Here is a 16,846-nt window from a genome sequence, read left to right as displayed (position 1 = left end):
TCCGGGGGCATGACCATGAGGCGAGCATTCGGCTCGGGCCCCGCAGGTTCGAGCCCGGCAGCGGCGGTCGCGGGAGGTGCGCCGACCGAGGAGCCCACCCGTGCCGCCGAGCCCCCGGCGCCCGATTCGCTCGACGCCGTCGAGGCGGGGCAACGGCTCGACGACTTCGACCTGCTCGTCGGGCTCGGCCGCGGCGCCTTCGCCCGGGTGTTCCTGGCACGTCAGCGGTCCATGCAGCGACTGGTCGCGGTGAAGATCTCCCAGGACAGCGGCACCGAGCCGCAGACGCTGGCGCAACTCGATCACGACTACATCGTCCGGGTGTTCGACCAGCGCCTGCTCGAGGAGCGCCGGTTGCGCGTGCTCTACATGCAATACGTGCCGGGCGGCACGCTGCTCGGCGTGCTGCGCCGGGTCCGGGACACCCCGCCGGAGATGCGTCGCGGGCGGCTGCTGCTCGAGGCGATCGACGATGTCCTCGCGGAGAAGGCCGCGATCCGGCCGAGCGACTCCGCTGTGCGTGCCCAGATCGCGCAGATGTCGTGGCCCGACACGGTGGCCTGGCTGGGCCGGCGCCTGGCCGATGCGCTCAACTATGCCGGCGAACATGGCGTGCTGCACCGCGACATCAAGCCGGCCAACGTGCTGCTGACCGAGGAGGGCGTGCCGAAGCTCGCAGACTTCAACATCAGCTTCTCCAGCGCGGTCGCCGGGGCCAGCCCGGTCGCCTACTTCGGCGGGTCGCTGGCGTACATGTCGCCGGAGCAACTCGAGGCCTGCCACCCCGGGATGGCCGGGACCGCCGCCGACCTGGACACCCGCAGCGACCTGTACGCGCTGGGCGTGATGCTGTGGGAGTTGCTGACCGGGGCGCGGCCGTTCGCGGACCGCGAGGACCCGGCCGGGGCGGACCCCGACGACGATCCGGACACCGAGGACGCGCTGCAGCACATGCTGGACCTGCGCCGCCGGGCCGTACCCGCGCAGGCGCAGGAGCGACTGCCCGCGGACTGTCCGGCCGCGCTGCGCCGGGTGCTGCTGACCTGCCTCGCCCCGGATCCAGGGGACCGCTGGGCCACCGGCGCGGAGCTGGCCCAGCAGTTCGATCTGTGCCTCGACGTCCACGCGCGCGATCTGGTCGACCCGCCGCCGCGCAGCCCGCGGGCCCGGGCCTCGCGCTGGCCGGCGCCGATCCTCGCCGCCGGCATCGGCATCCCCAACGGCGTCGCCGCGCTGTACAACTACCACCACAACAAGTCGTTGATCGTCGACGGGCTCGACCCGCAGGTGCAGGCGCGGTTCGACGACCTCGCGCAGGTGATCAACCTGATCGTCTTCTCGCTCGGCGCGCTGCTGATCCTGTACTTCTGCCGGCGGCTGCTCACCGTGCCGCCCGGGTTGCGTGCCGGTCGGACGTACGACGCCCGGACGCTCGCCCGGGTGCGCGCCGACAGCCTGCTGCTGGGTGACCGGGTGGTCGTGGTGTGCGGGCTGCTGTGGCTGGCGTCGGGAATCGCGTTCCCACTGCTGCTGCAGGCCGCCGGGGGATCGCTGCCGACCTACGACTTCGTGCATTTCGTCGCGTCCCAGGCGGTGTGCGGCGCGATGGCGGTGGCGTATCCGTTCTTCGCGGTCGCCTTCTACTGTGTGCGCTGCCTGTACCCGGCCCTGCTGCCGCACGGCGGTCCCGGCAGCGCAGCCGACGGCCGCAAGCTGCGCGGGCTGGTCCGGCGAAGCATCCGCTACCTGGCGGTCGCGGCGTCGGTGCCGCTGGTGGCCGTGGTCGGGGTGACGTTCCTGTCGCACGACGACTTCGATGCGGTGATCGTCGCGGTGCGGGTGCTCTGCGTGGGCAGCATCTTCGCCTTCATCGGCGCCTACTGGCTGTTCCGGATGCTCGAGGCGGACCTGCGCGCGCTCGAGCGGGTGGTGGCGACGGCGCCGCGAACGACGTGAGCCGGGGCCGGCCAGGGGTCCGGCTGCGGGGTCGCCACACGAGTGGCCGCCATGTTCGCTGCGGGCGTACAACGTCGGGAAACGTATCGATGGCCGTGGGCGTTGACTCCCTATACGGTCGTTCTCTACACCGAGTGCGGTGGAGGGAGCGCGGGTCGCAGGCCCGGCAACTAGAGTGAAAGGTGCGGAGACTCGCCCACGGGGGTGCGGGAGTTCGCACACCGGATGTGCCGGAGCGAATCCGGCGGAAACGGTGGGCACGACGACATTGGTCGGCGGTGCCGGCCAGCCCTTTCGGGGGTGTTCGCCACGGAGTGTAGGGAGAGCAATGTTCGAGAGGTTTACCGACCGCGCACGGCGCGTTGTCGTCCTGGCTCAGGAAGAGGCCAGGATGCTCAATCACAACTACATCGGTACCGAACACATCCTGCTGGGCCTCATCCACGAGGGTGAGGGTGTCGCGGCCAAGTCGCTCGAGTCGCTGGGGATCTCCCTCGAAGGCGTGCGCAGCCAGGTCGAGGAGATCATCGGTCAGGGCCAGCAGGCCCCGTCGGGTCACATCCCCTTCACCCCGCGGGCGAAGAAGGTCCTCGAGCTGAGCCTGCGCGAGGCGCTGCAGCTCGGACACAACTACATCGGTACCGAACACATCCTGCTGGGCCTCATCCGCGAGGGTGAGGGCGTGGCGGCGCAGGTGCTGGTCAAGCTCGGCGCCGACCTGAACCGGGTCCGGCAGCAGGTCATCCAGCTGCTCTCGGGATACCAGGGCAAGGAAGGCACCGAGGGCGCGGCCACCGGCGGGCGCAGCGGCGAGGCCGGCACCCCGTCCACCTCGCTGGTGCTGGACCAGTTCGGCAGAAATCTGACCCAGGCCGCGATCGAGGGCAAGCTCGATCCGGTCATCGGCCGTTCGAAAGAGATCGAGCGGGTCATGCAGGTGCTCTCGCGGCGCACCAAGAACAACCCGGTCCTCATCGGTGAGCCGGGTGTCGGCAAGACCGCCGTCGTCGAGGGCCTGGCGCAGGCCATCGTCAACGGCGAGGTCCCCGAGACGCTCAAGGACAAGCAGCTCTACACCCTCGACCTGGGTTCGCTGGTCGCGGGCAGCCGGTACCGCGGCGACTTCGAGGAGCGGCTGAAGAAGGTCCTGAAGGAGATCAACACCCGCGGCGACATCATCCTGTTCATCGACGAGCTGCACACGCTGGTCGGGGCGGGCGCCGCCGAAGGTGCGATCGATGCGGCGTCGATCCTCAAGCCGAAGCTGGCCCGCGGCGAGCTGCAGACCATCGGCGCCACCACCCTCGACGAGTACCGCAAGTACATCGAGAAGGACGCCGCACTCGAGCGCCGGTTCCAGCCGGTGCAGGTCGGCGAGCCGACGGTCGAGCACACCATCGAGATCCTCAAGGGCCTGCGCGACCGGTACGAGGCGCACCACCGCGTCTCGATCACCGACGGCGCGCTGGTCGCGGCGGCGACGCTCGCCGACCGCTACATCAACGACCGGTTCCTGCCGGACAAGGCCATCGACCTCATCGACGAGGCCGGCGCCCGCATGCGCATCCGCCGGATGACCGCGCCGCCGGACCTGCGGGAGTTCGACGACCGGATCGCCGAGGCGCGGCGCGAGAAGGAGTCCGCGATCGACGCGCAGGACTTCGAGAAGGCCGCCAGCCTGCGCGACAAGGAGAAGACCCTCGTCGCGCAGCGTGCCGAGCGGGAGAAGCAGTGGCGTTCCGGTGACCTGGACGTCATCGCCGAGGTCGACGACGAGCAGATCGCCGAGGTGCTGGGCAATTGGACCGGCATCCCGGTCTTCAAGCTCACAGAGGAGGAGACCACGCGTCTGCTCCGCATGGAGGACGAGCTGCACAAGCGGATCATCGGCCAGGAGGACGCCGTCAAGGCGGTCTCGAAGGCGATCCGTCGCACCCGTGCCGGCCTGAAGGACCCGAAGCGTCCGTCCGGCTCGTTCATCTTCGCCGGCCCGTCCGGCGTGGGTAAGACCGAGCTGTCCAAGGCGCTCGCGGAGTTCCTGTTCGGCGAGGACGACGCGCTCATCCAGATCGACATGGGCGAGTTCCACGACCGCTTCACCGCCTCGCGGCTGTTCGGTGCCCCTCCGGGCTACGTCGGCTACGAGGAGGGCGGCCAGCTCACCGAGAAGGTGCGCCGCAAGCCGTTCTCGGTGGTGCTGTTCGACGAGATCGAGAAGGCGCACCAGGAGATCTACAACACGCTCCTGCAGGTGCTCGAGGACGGCCGTCTCACCGACGGCCAGGGCCGCACGGTCGACTTCAAGAACACCGTGCTGATCTTCACCTCGAACCTGGGCACCGCCGACATCTCGAAGGCCGTGGGCCTGGGCTTCACCCAGGGCAGTGGCGAGGGCTCGAACTACGAGCGGATGAAGCTCAAGGTTCACGACGAGCTCAAGAAGCACTTCCGGCCGGAGTTCCTCAACCGTATCGACGACATTGTCGTGTTCCACCAGCTCACCCAGGATCAGATCATCGAGATGGTGGACCTGATGGTCGGTCGCGTCGAGAAGGCGCTGAAGAACAAGGACATGGACATCGAGGTCACCGAGAAGGCGAAGGCGCTGCTGGCCAAGCGCGGCTTCGATCCGGTGCTCGGCGCCCGTCCGCTGCGCCGGACCATCCAGCGCGAGATCGAGGACCAGTTGTCGGAGAAGATCCTCTTCGGCGAGGTCGGCCCCGGTCAGATCGTGCTGGTGGACGTCGAGGGCTGGGACGGCGAGGGCTCGGGCGAGAACGCGAAGTTCACGTTCGCCGGATCGCCCAAGCCGGTGTCCGTGCCGGACTCGCCCGCGGAGGCAATGGCCGCTGCGAGCGGTGACGGCGCAGGCTCGGGCGAGGCCGGGTCCGCGGACTAGTCCGCAGCGTTCCGCACAGGGCGGGCATCCCTCCGGGGGTGCCCGCCCTGCCGCATGTCGGGGCGCGGACCCGCCGATCCGCACCTTCACCCACGGGTGCGTACCCGCCGATCCCCACTCACACACCGCGCGCGAACTCCGCACATTCCCCACTTCACACACCGCGCCCGAACTCCGCACATTCCCCACTTCACACACCGCGCCCGAACTCCGCACATTCCCCACTTCACACACCGAGCGCGAACTTCGCACGCCCCCGGTGTTGTGCGAGGTGCACCGCCGGCACGCGAGGTGGTCAGATCGCCCCGGGAATCCGGCCGTCGGCGCCGCCGTTGCACCCGGTACAGCCGCGTGCGAGGGACTGCTCAAAGGGGACAGCGATGACCGTCGAGTTGAACCACACCATCGTGTACGCGCACGACAAGAGCGTCTCGGCGAGGTTCCTCGCCGACATTCTGGGAGTGCCGGTCGGGTCGCCCGCCGGGCATTTCGTCCCGGTAGAACTCGGCAACGGCGTGACACTGGACTATGCGGACGCCGACGACATCCGCGCGCAGCACTACGCCTTCCTCGTCGATGAGGAGGACTTCGACGCCGCCTTCGCGCGGATCCGCTCGTCGGGAGCCGACTACTTCGCCGACCCGGGACACCGCAGGCCCCGCGAGATCAATCACCGCGGCGGCGGCCGCGGGGTGTATTTCACCGACCCGAACGGTCACAACCTGGAGTTGCTGACCCGGTCCTGACCGCGCGGCCGGGAACACGCTGCCGGCGACGGGCGTTGCTGACGGACGTGAGCAACAACGAACCCACCGCAGCCGGAGCACCAGCCGTCGTCGAGATCTGGTCTGACATTGCCTGCCCGTGGTGCTACATCGGCAAGCGTCGGTTCGCCCGCGCGCTCGAGCAGTTCGAGGGGCGCGATCGGGTGCAGGTGGTGTGGCGTTCGTTCCAGCTCGCACCCGACACCCCCGCGGGCCTGGGCCGGAACGAACTCGAGGCGCTGGTCGAGCACAAGGGCATGGCCCCCGATCAGGTGCGCGCGATGTTCGCCCACGTGTCGTCGACCGCCGCGGCCGACGGACTGGACATGGATTTCGACACGGTGATCGCCGCCAACACGTTCGATGCGCACCGGCTCGTCCACCTGGCCGGCGACCGCGCGGACGAGGTCGTCGACGCGCTGTTCCGCGCGCACTTCACGCAGGGACGGATCATCGACGACCGTGACGAACTCGTCGCGGTCGCCGCGGAGGTGGGGCTGGATGCCGGCGAGATCCGGGCCGCGCTGGATGGTGACGCCGCCGCCGAGCAGGTGCACGCAGACCTCGCACAGGCCCGCGCACTCGGTGTCACGGGTGTGCCGTTCTTCGTGGCGAACCGGGCGCTGGCGGTCTCGGGAGCGCAGCCGGTCGGGGTGTTCACCCAGTTGCTCGACCGTGCCTTGGCGACGGCGGGCACGATCACCGCGGACGAGGCCGCCCCGTCCTGCGAGGACGGCTCCTGCGCCGTCTGATCGACGAGGGCGTTGGTTCGACGCTCGTGTCCGGTCGACGCGGGCGCCTGGAGCGGCTGGATCAACGCTCGGCGTCGAGCCGACGCATGGCCTCCGGCCACTGCAGCGGCAGCGAGGTGCCGGGCGCGGTCCAGAAGGCGAACGTCGAGCCGGCCATCTTCGGGTGGAAATTCGTCATGGTGTCGACGTGCGGACGATGTGCGACCGCCTTGTCCAGCGCCCCGCGGTCCGACCAGGCGGACAGGGTGAAGAACGTCTTGTGCAGTGGACGCGCGATCAGCGACAGGCCCACGACACCGGGTGCGCCGAGCATCTGGGCACGGATCCGCATCGCGGCGCGCAGGAAGGCGGGCACCTGCGCCAGGGACTGCAGGTCGAACCGGGAGGCCATGACCACTACCTCTGGCGGGATCGCGGCGTCCTTCGGGGTGGTCCAGGGGATCGTCGGCATGTCGTGCCTCCTCGGTGAAGGTGTTCGGATGAACACCGCCGTGAACTAGACACTGACCAGATTCCATCGGTCCGGCGAACTTGTCAATGACTAGTCTGCGGGTATCGTCGAGTCGTGGAACCCCATCCCTACCATCACGGAGATCTGCGGCGGGCGGTGCTAGACGCCGCCGCCGAGGCGATCCGCGAGCGGGGGATCGCCGCGCTGAGCCTGCGGGACCTGGCCCGCCGCGCGGGCGTATCGCATGCCGCGCCGGCGCACCACTTCGGGGACAAGTCCGGGCTGCTCACCGCGCTCGCGGCCGAGGGCTTCGACCTGCTGACGGACTCGTTCGCGGCGGCGTCGGATCCGGGACGGCCGACCGACCTCGCGGAGATGGGGGTGCGGTTCGTGCGGTTCGCGCAGGCGCACCCGGCGCACTTCCAGGTGATGTACGACCGGGAGGTCGTTCGGGTCGACGACCCGCAACTGACTGCCGCTCGGGACCGCGCGGGGCGTCTGCTGGGTGCGGCGGTCGCCGGCCTGTCCGCCGAACAGCGCGGGGAGGATCCGGCGCTGGCGGCGACGGCGGCCTGGGCGCTGGCCTACGGCTTCGCCGCGTTGTGTTCGTCTGGCAATCTCGACGTGGGGCCGCGGTCGCCGGACGAGGTGTTCCGATCCGTGACCGGACTGATCTTTCGGGGCAGGTGACGGACCGCACTTCTCAGCGCGGTCACAGCGACCGGCTGCCACCGTGGCGTCATGACGACCGCACCATCGACGCACGACCGCCGGACCCCCTCGCGAGAGGTGTGCCGCTGATGCAGCAGTTCATCGTCAGCGCGGGCTACCTCGCGGTGTTCCTGCTCATGTTCGCCGAGTCGGCGTGCATCCCGATCCCGTCCGAGGTGACGATGCTGTTCGCCGGGGCGCTGGCCGGCGGTGCGGTCGCGGGTGCGCACCTGAACATCGTCTGGGTGATCGTGCTCGGCGCGCTCGGCAACGTCGCCGGCAGCTACCTGGCGTGGGCGGTCGGACGCTATGCCGGGCGGGCCGCGCTCTACCGGTGGGGCCGCAAGGTCTGGTTGCGCGAGGACGACATCGACAAGGCCCACGACTGGTTCGTCAGGCACGGTCCGGTGTCGGTGTTCGCCGGGCGGTTGCTGCCGGTGATCCGCACGTTCATCTCGCTGCCCGCAGGTTTCGCGGCCATGCCGGCGGTGCGGTTCGGGATCTACACGACAGCCGGCTGCCTGCTCTGGTCGGCGGTGCTGGCGCTGATCGGCTACGCGATCGGCGCGAACTGGCACACGGTGGCCGACGGCTTCCACGGGCCCACCTACGTGATCGCGGCGATCGTCGCTGTCGTAGTGGTCGCGCTCGGGTGGCGGTTCGTCCAGCGCCGTCGTGCGGCCGCGGTGGACGCGGGCTGACGTGGCCCCCGGATCACCCCTCAGCGCCGGTTACCCGGAATGCCGGCCACCTGAAGCGGTCGGCAAGCCGAGACGGTAGGCAAGAACGAGACTCGGGATGCCCGGCAGGAATCTCCTCCTGCCGGGCATCCTGGTGCCGAAATTACTTGGCGGCCTTCACGTCCTGGACGACCTCGAACTCCAGCAACGAGGCGCCGGTCGAGACCGGTTTGGCCCGCTCACCGGCGTGCGCGGCGCGCGCGGGGCCGCCGGCCCACGCCTGGAACGCCTCCTCGGTCTCCCATTCGGTGACGACGAAGTAGCGCTGCTCGCCCTTGACCGGCCGCAGCAGTTGGAACCCGATGAAGCCGGGGGAGTTCTCGACCGCGCCGGCGCGGGCAGCGAAGCGCTTCTCCAGCTCGGGGCCGGCGCCCTCGGGGACCTCGATGGCATTGATCTTCACGACTGGCATGGGTTCAGCGTACGGGAGCGGGTGGGACCGCAGCGGGGTCTACGCGTATCTTGTCAGACAAGTGAATGACTGAGGGTGGGTGTGAATGCGTGGATTGACGAGGGTGCCGTTGTCCGAACGGGCGGCACAGGAGCTGATGGGCGAGATCGAGTCCGGGCGGTGGGAAGTCGGTGATCAACTGCCCGGCGAACTGGCGTTGGCTGCCGAGTTGAACGTGGGACGGTCCACGATCCGCGAGGCCATCCGCCAGCTGGCGGCCCGGCGGGTGCTCACGACCAGGCAGGGCGTCGGGGTGTTCCTCGCCGCCACCCGAGCCTCCGAGGGCTGGGACCGGCTGGCGGAGATCGCCGCCATCACCGAGGTGGTGCAGGTGCGCGTCGCGATCGAGTCGCGCGCCGCCGCATTGGCGGCTGTCCGGCACGAGGAGGCCGACGCGGACCTCATCCGCCGGGCGTTGACCGCGCGCAACGCGCTACTCGGCGCGCCCTCCGCGGAACTCGCCGCCGCGGACATCGAGTTCCACGGCGTCCTCGTGGCGGCTTCCCGCAACAGCCTGCTGGACGCGCTGTTCACCGGCGTGCGCCGCCGCCTCGTCGAGGCGATGACCGAGTTGCTCGACCTCATGCCTGCGACTGAGCAGGATGCCGACGAGCACCAGGCGGTGGTCGACGCGATCCTCGCCCGGGACGCCGACCGTGCCGAGGCCCTGACCCGCGCGCATCTGCTGGGCCTGGCGACTTCGCTGCAGTCCGGCGCGGGGCAGCGCTCGTGAGCGCGGCCGAGGTTGTCCTGTCCGTCGAGGACGCGAGCGTCGTCCGGCAGGGGCGTGCGCTGCTCGACGCGGTCGGGCTCGAGGTCCGCGCCGGCGAGCAGTGGGCGCTGCTCGGACCGAACGGGGCGGGCAAGTCGACCTTGCTGGGACTGTGCGGTGCTCGGCTGCACCCGACCACCGGGACCGTGCGTGTGCTGGGTCATCGACTCGGCCGCGTCGACATGCGGCAGTTGCGCACGCACATCGGGCATGTCGACCCGCGCACGCGGATCGAGCCGTATCTGTCGATCCGTGAGGTCGTGCTGACCGGCCTGGTCGCCGCAACGGCCTTGCCCCGCAACTGGAATCCGACCGGCGACGAGGCCGTGCGGGCCGACGAACTGATCGAGGTGCTCGGGCTGACCGCCCGCGCCGCACGCGAGTGGTCGGTGCTGTCGCAGGGCGAGCGCGGCCGTGCGCTGATCGCGCGGGCGCTGGTCACCGAGCCCGGATTGCTGCTGCTCGACGAGCCGACGACCGGGCTGGATCTGGCGGCGCGCGAGATCCTGCTCGAGGTGCTCGCGCAACTGCGGGTCGCCCGGCCGGAACTGTCCTCGGTGCTGGTCACCCACCATCTCGAGGAGCTGCCGGCGTCGACCTCGCACGCGCTGGTCCTCGCCGAGGGCCGGGTGCTCGTGTCGGGACCGGTCGAGATCGCGCTGAACTCCGAGGTGGTCTCCCGCGCGTTCGGGCATCCGATCCGCGTCGAGCGCAACCGGGGGCGGTGGTCGGCGACCGGGGCCGCCCGGGTCCATTCGGACTGACCGCTACGGGGACACGGCGACGCCGAGGGAAAAGGCGCCGGCGAACTTCGGTGTGCCGTGGGCGTAGAAGACGTCGACGGTGTCGACGACGAACCCGGCGTCGGTGAGCATCTCGACGACCGGGCGGGTAAGGTGGCAGCCGCCGGCCATGCGCCGCTGCATCGGCTCGAGCCGGTGCTGCCACCGTCGCACGCGATCGTCGGGCGCCAGCCCGTGCTCGAGGAAGTGCAGGGCCCCACAGGGTTTGAGTACGCGTCGCAACTCCGCGAGGGCATGCGGCGCATCCGGGATCGTGCACAACGACCAGGTGGACAGCGCGCAGTCGTAGCCGCCGTCGGGAAGGGGGAGCCGCTGCCCGTCCAGTCCGGCGCGGCGCACGTCCACCGCCGACGAGTCCACCCGGCGCCCGGCGAGGTGCCAGGCCAGATCAGACGGTTCCACGGCGTCGACCCGCCGCACTGTCGACGGGTAATGCGTGATGTTGCGACCCGACCCGAAGCCGATCTCGACGACGTCGCCGGTCAGCCCCGCGCACACCCGCTCGCGCAGCGGATCCATCTGCCGTGACCCGCAGGTAAGGTCGATCAGCCGCGGTAACACCCGCTCGTCGTACCACCTCACGGCCCATCCCTTTCCGCCGTCGTGTCACACCGGCGGGCTGCCCAGCTCCCGCACATGCGGCCACCGTAACCCGCGGACCACCGGTGCGAGGCCTTGTGCGGGGGATGGCATTCCGGTCACCATGGACAGGATGACGGACGGAGCGGTGAGGATCTGCCTTCCCGAGGCGCTGGTGCGCATCGGCGTGCGGCTACGCGGATCCAGGCGCGACCTCATCACCGCGGCGCGGGCCCGTCGCCATGTCGCGCGGTTGCAGTGCTCGCCTGCCGGTCACGCTCCGCCCCGACGGCTGTCGAAGACGGCGACGTTCGTCGAACGTTCCTTCCGTGGCCGGCCCTGCTATGAGGTGTCGCCACGAGCAGGTGCGGTCGCCGGGCGCGCCCTGTACCTGCACGGCGGCGGCTACGTGCGTGAGATAGTCCGACAGCACTGGCAGTTCGTCGCCGAACTGGTGGCCGCGACGGGTGTCGCGTTCACCGTGCCGATCTATCCGCTCGCCCCGCGCGGGACCGCGGCGACGCTGGTGCCGACCGCCGCCGACCTCGCAGAAGAGTTGCTGCGGGACGCCGGCGCCGATCGGATGTTCCTGATGGGTGACTCCGCGGGCGGCGGCCTTGCCGCGGCGGTCGCGCTGGAGTTGCGCGAGCGCGGCGCACCGCGGCCGGCCCGCACGATCCTGATCTCGCCGTGGCTCGACGCGACCATGAGCGACCCCGCGATCGATGCGATCGCACCCCGTGACCCCTTTCTGGCGGTGCCCGGTGCGCACGTGTTCGCGGACTACTACCGGGGCGCGCTCGACCCGCGGGACCGCCGGGTCAGCCCGCTCTACGCGGACCTCGCCGGGCTCGGCCCGACCACGCTCTTCAGCGGTACCGACGACATCCTCAACCCCGATGCCCGCCGCTTCGCCGGGCGTGCGCGACAGGCCGGTGTCGAGGTGGACCTGTACGAGGTGCTCGGCGCCATCCACGTCTACCCGCTGCTGCCGATGCGGCCGGGCGCACAGGCCCGCGCACAGATCCGGCAACTGCTCTCCGTGAGCGCATTGCGGGGCCCGGACCACGCAAGGCGCGCACGGGGGCGGATCGAGTAGCGTCCGGGTCGTGACCGAGAGCGCATCCGAGAAGGAACTCGAGCGGCTGGGCGTGGTCGACCGTGGTGGAACGGGGCGGCCGATCCTGTTGCTGCACGGGCTGATGGGCCGTGGCCGCACCTGGGACGCGCACCTGCCGTGGCTGCGCGGATACGGTCACGTCTACACGCTGGACGCGGCCTGGCATCGCGGCCGCGACGTCGCCGAGCAGCCCACCGCGGCCGGTGTGTCCACCGAGCGGTTCGTCGACGACGCCGCCCGCGCCATCCGGGCGATCGGCGACGGCCCGGCCGTGGTGATCGGGCACTCGATGGGCGGCCTGCACGGCTGGTGTCTGGCAGCCGCGCACCCGGATCTGGTGTCCGCCTTGGTCGTCGAGGACATGGCGCCGGACTTCAAGGGGCGCACCACCGGACCGTGGGACTCGTGGTTCGACAGCTGGCCGGTCGAGTTCGCCGACGCCGACGCGGCCCTCGGCATGTTCGGCGACGTCGCCGGCCGGTACTTCCTGGACTCGTTCGACCGCACCGACACCGGCTGGCGGCTGCACGGGCACATCCGCGTCTGGCGCGACATCGCCAATCACTGGGGCACGCGCGACTACTGGGCGCAGTGGCACGCGGTGCGCGTGCCGACCCTGCTGATCGAGGCCGAGTACTCCATCACACCCGAGGGGCAGATGCGTCAGATGGCGCAGACGCCAAGGGATTCCGGCACCACCTACCTGCGGGTGGCAGGCGCCGGTCACCTGGTGCAGGCCGACGCGCCGCAGGCCTACCGGCAGGCGGTCGAGGACTTCCTGTCCGGACCGGCTCAGCTCTCGCCGGGCAGCGCGAACAGGCCCTGATCGGTCTGCTCGATCAGGCCGTCCACCAGTAGCGAATCCAGCGCGCGGTCGCGCTGGCCGGGGTCGCGCAGCCACACCTGGTCCAGGCGGGCGCGCTCGACCGGTCCGCTGTCGTCGCGCAGCACGTCGAGCAGCAGGCCGCGGACCTGACGGTCGGTGCCGGCGTAGGTCTGGGTCTTGCGCCGCGGACCCGTGTGCGCGGGGGAGCCGGCCGCGCGCCAGGCGCACCGTGGCAGCGGACAGTTCGCGCAGTCGGGCTTGCGCGCCGTGCAGACCGTCGCGCCGAGTTCCATCAGGGCGGCCGACATCACCGCCGCTTGCGGGACCTCGGCCGGCAGCAGTGCCTCGGCGTCCGCGAGGTCGCGGCGGGTGGACGGGTTGCCGGGCTCCGCGGTGCCGTGTACGGCGCGGGCGATCACCCGTCGAACATTGGTGTCCACCACCGGAACTCGCTGTCCGTATGCGAAGCAGGCGACCGCCCGCGCGGTGTAGTCGCCGATGCCGGGCAGCGCGAGCAGCGTGTCGACGTCGTCGGGCACGCGGTCGCCGTGCTGCTCGGCGATCACCCGTGCGCACTCGTGCAGTCGCAAGGCCCGTCGCGGATAGCCGAGCTTGCCCCATGCGCGCAGCACCTCGGCCTGACTCGATGCGGCCATGGACGTGGGCCGCGGCCACCGGCTCAGCCACTCGGCCCAGATCGGCGCGACCCGGGCGACCGGGGTCTGCTGCAGCATGATCTCGCTGATCAGCACCCCCCAACCGTCGACGTCGGGACGGCGCCACGGCAGGTCGCGGGCATGCTCGTCGTACCACCGCAGGAGGGCGGACGCGTCCACCGTCTGGTTTGCCAGCACGAAACTTCTATCCTTACTCGGTGTCCCACCGGGGAGTTCACCCAGGGTGTTTTTGCAGGTCTCGCCGCTGCGGCGGACGTTTACGTGTGCACAATGGGCCCATGCCCAATTCGAATCCGATTTCTGCATGGAACGCCCTCAAAGAGGGTAACGAGCGCTTTCTCAACGACACCCCGATCCACCCGAACCAGGGGACCGCGGATCGCGCGAAGCTGGTCGACGGTCAACACCCGACGACCGTGATCTTCGGCTGCGGCGACTCCCGTGTCGCCGCCGAGCTCATCTTCGACCAGGGCCTCGGCGACACGTTCGTCGTCCGTACCGCCGGTCATGTCGTGGACAGCACGACCCTCGGCTCCATCGAGTTCGGTGTCGAGATCTTGAACATCCCGCTGATCGTCGTGCTCGGCCACGACAGCTGTGGTGCGGTCAAGGCCACCCTCGACGCCCTTGACAACGTCAACATCCCGGGCGGTTTCATCCGCGACATCGTCGAGCGGGTGACCCCGTCGATCCTCAAGGCCCGCCAGGACGGCGTGACCGAGGTCGACGAGTTCGTCGGCCGGCACGTCATGGAGACCGCGGACCTGCTGATGCAGCGCTCGCGGATCATCGCCGACGCGGTCGAGGCCGGAAAGTGCGCCATCGTCGGCGCGACCTACACGCTCTCGGACGGTCGCATCAAGCTCCGGGGCTCGATCGGCGAGATCGGTGAGCTGAGCGCCTGATCGCCTTCGGATTCATCGCCTTCGGTCACGCGCAGAGGCAACTGCCCTGCGCGTGACCTGGCGCTCTCCAGGACGACACGCCGGTCCAGCTGCTGAGCAGCAGGGAATCGGTCACCTACCGTGGAGTTCGTGTTCGAACCGAATGGGCCGTTGCCGCGTGAGATCTATTGGCGCCGTCGCGCGCTGGCGATAGGCGTCGCGGTCGTCGTCCTCATCGTGCTGATCGGGATCATCATCGCGGTCTCCGGCGGCGGGGACTCGTCCTCGGCCGCCGCCGAGTCCACGGCGAGCGCCCACCCCTCGGCCTCCGCCGATCCGTCCGCGTCGGCCGATCCCTCGGACAGCGCCGATCCTTCCGCGACCGGCACCGCCGACCCCTCGGCCACCGCCACGCCCGCCGCCGCCGTGCCGGGCGGGAACTGCGCCGACCAGTCCGTCGGCATCACGATCACCCCGGACCAGTCCAGCTACCAGGTCGGGGCCCAGCCCGTGTTCACCACCGCCGTCACCAACATCGGTTCGGTGGCCTGCACCCGCGACCTCAGCGCCGGCCTGCAGTCGGTGGTGGTCAACACCCTCGACGGAACGCACCGCATCTGGTCGAACGTGGACTGCTTCCCGGGCACCGGCAACGATGTGCGCACGCTCAAGCCGGGCGAGCAGGCATCGTTCCGGGTGACCTGGTCGGGCACGACCTCACAGCCGGGATGCCAAGGGGACCGGGCGCCGGTGCCGGCCGGGGGTTACACGGTGACCGCGACCCTCGGTGCACTGCACAGCGCTCCGGTCCCCTTCAACATCGGTTGAGCCGGGGCCCGACCCGAAGGTCAGGGCTTGACTGCCAACTCGGTGGCCCAATAGGTGGCCGAGTCGTTGGGCATCCCGTGGGACGTGAGGAACTGGTACAGCAGGGTCGACATGAGTCCTCCTCGCGCGACGATCGATCACTCGGACGTGTGCAGTATGCCCGAAATGGTGCTGTTGGTGTGGTAATCGCCCATCCGACGCGCCTGGCGGGTGTATGGGAGGGTCGCGCGGGCGGGGATCTGCCGAGAAGATCTTGGCCGGATACCTATGATTTGATTCCGCCAAATGGCCGCGGACCGCGCGGTAAAGTCCGTGAACAGTACTGATTGGTCTGATCGCCGACAGAGGGGTGGGGTGCGGTCGGGGGCCCGCACCCCTCGGCGGTCGGACCGATTCACCCTGCAGGTACCGACGCGGTACTCGGGTGCCGCTGCAGTCGGCCTTCAGCGTTGCCGACGGGCCGGCGGCAGCGCCGCGACCGACCGATCCAGCTCGTCCTCGGTGTTGTAGTAGTGCACCGACGCCCGGACGACGTCCGGCACTGCGCGTGCGGTCAGATCGAACTGGGATGCGGCCGCCGGCGACATGCTGGTGTTGATCCCTCGCGACGAGAGTTGCCGCCGCACATCGGCACTCGGCACACCGTCCACGGTGAACGTCACGATTCCACAGAGCGGCACCCCGCGGTCGCGCACCAGCACACCGTCGACCGCGTCCAGGCGCACACGCAGCGACTCGGCCAGCTCCCGGACCCGGGCCTCGATCGCGTCCAGTCCCCAGGACATCGCGTACTCCGCGGCGACACCAAGCCCGATCCGTCCCGCGACGTTGCTCTCCCACGTCTCGAATCGCCTTGCGTCCGGGCGGATCTCGAAGCTCGACGGTCCGGTCAAGGTAGCGGAGTGCAGGTCGAGCATCGGTGGGACCAGCCGGTCGACCAGATCGCGCCGGACGTACAGGAACCCGGTGCCGCGCGGTCCGCGCAGGAACTTGCGGCCGGTGGCCGACAGCAGGTCGCAGCCGATCTCCCGGACGTCGATCGGCAGTTGCCCGACCGACTGGCACGCGTCGAGCAGATACGTCACCCCGGCGTCGCGCGCCACCGCGCCGACCTCCGCGGCCGGATTGATCAGCCCGCCGTGGGTCGGCACGTGCGTCATCGCGATCAACCGCACCGGTCCGGCGCCGGGGCGGTTCAGCCGGCGGCGCAGATCCGCGACCGAGAACCGGCCGTGCTCGTCGTCGTCGACGACCTCGACGACCGCGCCGGTCCGCTGCGCGACCTGCAGCAGCGCGATGACGTTGCTGGCGTACTCGGCACGCGCGGTGAGGATCCGGTCGCCCCGCGTGAACGGCAGCGCGTAGAAGGCCATGTCCCAGGCGCGGGTCGCGTTCTCCACCAGCGCGATCTCGTCGGGATCGGCGCCGATCAACCGGGCGATCGCGCCGTAGGTGCCCTCGATCAGGTCCGCGGCGGCAGCGGCGGCCTCGTAGCCGCCCATCTCGGCCTCGCGGTGCAGGTGGGCGACGACGGCGTCGGTGACCTGCGACGGGGGCAGCGCGGCGCCGGCGTTGTTCAGGTGCACGACATGGGCGGTGCCGGGTGTGTCCCGGCGTGCCCGGGCCACGTCGA

Annotated in this window: 17 protein-coding genes; 12 read left to right on the top strand and 5 right to left on the bottom strand. The window is 70.3% G+C overall.

Features of this window, described 5'->3' with window-relative positions; all coding sequences use genetic code 11:
* Nucleotides 1-9 precede the first annotated feature (9 nt).
* The 4 genes from G4X40_RS03960 (at nt 10) to G4X40_RS03945 (ending at nt 6,371) form a co-directional block, all read left to right on the top strand.
* Entirely contained in the window at nt 10-1,956 is a 1,947-nt protein-coding gene (locus G4X40_RS03960) for a serine/threonine-protein kinase (RefSeq protein ID WP_408642108.1), read from the top strand.
* 328 nt (nt 1,957-2,284) lie between these two features.
* On the top strand, nt 2,285-4,855 hold the full coding sequence (locus G4X40_RS03955; RefSeq protein ID WP_277830288.1) for an ATP-dependent Clp protease ATP-binding subunit: 2,571 nt from the start codon (nt 2,285-2,287) through the stop codon (nt 4,853-4,855).
* A gap of 380 nt (nt 4,856-5,235) precedes the next feature.
* Nucleotides 5,236-5,601, top strand: a complete 366-nt coding sequence (locus G4X40_RS03950) for a VOC family protein (RefSeq protein WP_277830286.1) — start codon at nt 5,236-5,238, stop codon at nt 5,599-5,601.
* Between the two features lie 47 nt (nt 5,602-5,648).
* Nucleotides 5,649-6,371 carry a DsbA family oxidoreductase gene (locus G4X40_RS03945; RefSeq protein WP_277830285.1) on the top strand — a complete coding sequence of 241 codons (723 nt, stop codon included), beginning with the start codon at nt 5,649-5,651 and terminating at the stop codon, nt 6,369-6,371.
* A gap of 61 nt (nt 6,372-6,432) precedes the next feature.
* Here G4X40_RS03945 and G4X40_RS03940 read toward each other — a convergent pair whose 3' ends face one another.
* Entirely contained in the window at nt 6,433-6,822 is a 390-nt protein-coding gene (locus G4X40_RS03940) for a hypothetical protein (RefSeq protein WP_277830283.1), read from the bottom strand.
* Nucleotides 6,823-6,936: 114 nt separating this feature from the next.
* Between G4X40_RS03940 and G4X40_RS03935 the strand changes: the two genes are divergently transcribed.
* Nucleotides 6,937-7,512: a TetR/AcrR family transcriptional regulator gene (locus G4X40_RS03935; protein ID WP_277830281.1), complete on the top strand. Its 576-nt coding sequence runs from the start codon at nt 6,937-6,939 to the stop codon at nt 7,510-7,512.
* A gap of 110 nt (nt 7,513-7,622) precedes the next feature.
* Nucleotides 7,623-8,234, top strand: coding sequence for a DedA family protein (locus G4X40_RS03930; RefSeq protein WP_277830280.1), 612 nt, complete (start codon nt 7,623-7,625; stop codon nt 8,232-8,234).
* A gap of 142 nt (nt 8,235-8,376) precedes the next feature.
* On the opposite strand, the gene mhuD is transcribed toward G4X40_RS03930, so the two are convergent.
* Nucleotides 8,377-8,685, bottom strand: coding sequence for a mycobilin-forming heme oxygenase MhuD (gene mhuD / locus G4X40_RS03925; RefSeq protein ID WP_277830278.1), 309 nt, complete (start codon nt 8,683-8,685; stop codon nt 8,377-8,379).
* 85 nt (nt 8,686-8,770) lie between these two features.
* On the opposite strand from mhuD, the gene G4X40_RS03920 reads away from it, so the two are divergent.
* Complete coding sequence (locus tag G4X40_RS03920) at nt 8,771-9,457, top strand: FadR/GntR family transcriptional regulator (protein ID WP_277830277.1); 687 nt, start codon at nt 8,771-8,773, stop codon at nt 9,455-9,457.
* On the top strand, nt 9,454-10,260 hold the full coding sequence (locus G4X40_RS03915; RefSeq protein WP_277830275.1) for an ABC transporter ATP-binding protein: 807 nt from the start codon (nt 9,454-9,456) through the stop codon (nt 10,258-10,260). The genes G4X40_RS03920 and G4X40_RS03915 overlap by 4 nt, the downstream gene beginning before the upstream one ends.
* A 3-nt stretch (nt 10,261-10,263) precedes the next feature.
* Here the strand turns inward: G4X40_RS03915 and G4X40_RS03910 are convergent, their stop codons facing one another.
* On the bottom strand, nt 10,264-10,881 hold the full coding sequence (locus G4X40_RS03910; protein WP_277830274.1) for a class I SAM-dependent methyltransferase: 618 nt from the start codon (nt 10,879-10,881) through the stop codon (nt 10,264-10,266).
* A 130-nt stretch (nt 10,882-11,011) separates the two neighbouring features.
* Here G4X40_RS03910 and G4X40_RS03905 point away from each other — a divergent pair, with 130 nt between their 5' ends.
* On the top strand, nt 11,012-11,977 hold the full coding sequence (locus G4X40_RS03905; protein WP_277830273.1) for an alpha/beta hydrolase fold domain-containing protein: 966 nt from the start codon (nt 11,012-11,014) through the stop codon (nt 11,975-11,977).
* 10 nt (nt 11,978-11,987) lie between these two features.
* Nucleotides 11,988-12,824: an alpha/beta fold hydrolase gene (locus tag G4X40_RS03900; protein WP_277830272.1), complete on the top strand. Its 837-nt coding sequence runs from the start codon at nt 11,988-11,990 to the stop codon at nt 12,822-12,824.
* Here G4X40_RS03900 and G4X40_RS03895 read toward each other — a convergent pair.
* Complete coding sequence (locus G4X40_RS03895; protein ID WP_408642107.1) at nt 12,791-13,678, bottom strand: HhH-GPD family protein; 888 nt, start codon at nt 13,676-13,678, stop codon at nt 12,791-12,793. The two genes, G4X40_RS03900 and G4X40_RS03895, sit on opposite strands and share 34 nt — an antisense overlap.
* Before the next feature lie 101 nt (nt 13,679-13,779).
* On the opposite strand from G4X40_RS03895, the gene G4X40_RS03890 reads away from it, so the two are divergent.
* Entirely contained in the window at nt 13,780-14,406 is a 627-nt protein-coding gene (locus G4X40_RS03890; RefSeq protein WP_277830271.1) for a carbonic anhydrase, read from the top strand.
* Nucleotides 14,407-14,535: 129 nt separating this feature from the next.
* A complete protein-coding gene (locus tag G4X40_RS03885; RefSeq protein ID WP_277830270.1) occupies nt 14,536-15,213 on the top strand; it encodes a hypothetical protein in 678 nt (225 codons plus the stop codon).
* Between the two features lie 443 nt (nt 15,214-15,656).
* On the opposite strand, the gene G4X40_RS03880 is transcribed toward G4X40_RS03885, so the two are convergent.
* Nucleotides 15,657-16,841, bottom strand: a complete 1,185-nt coding sequence (locus G4X40_RS03880; protein ID WP_277830268.1) for an aminotransferase class V-fold PLP-dependent enzyme — start codon at nt 16,839-16,841, stop codon at nt 15,657-15,659.
* Nucleotides 16,842-16,846: the final 5 nt, after the last annotated feature.

Origin of the sequence: Speluncibacter jeojiensis (assembly GCF_029589495.1) — a bacterium.
Taxonomy (GTDB): Bacteria; Actinomycetota; Actinomycetes; order Mycobacteriales; family Mycobacteriaceae; genus Speluncibacter; species Speluncibacter jeojiensis.
The sequence above is the reverse complement of the archived record's forward strand: the minus strand, read 5'-3'. Positions and strand labels throughout refer to the sequence as shown.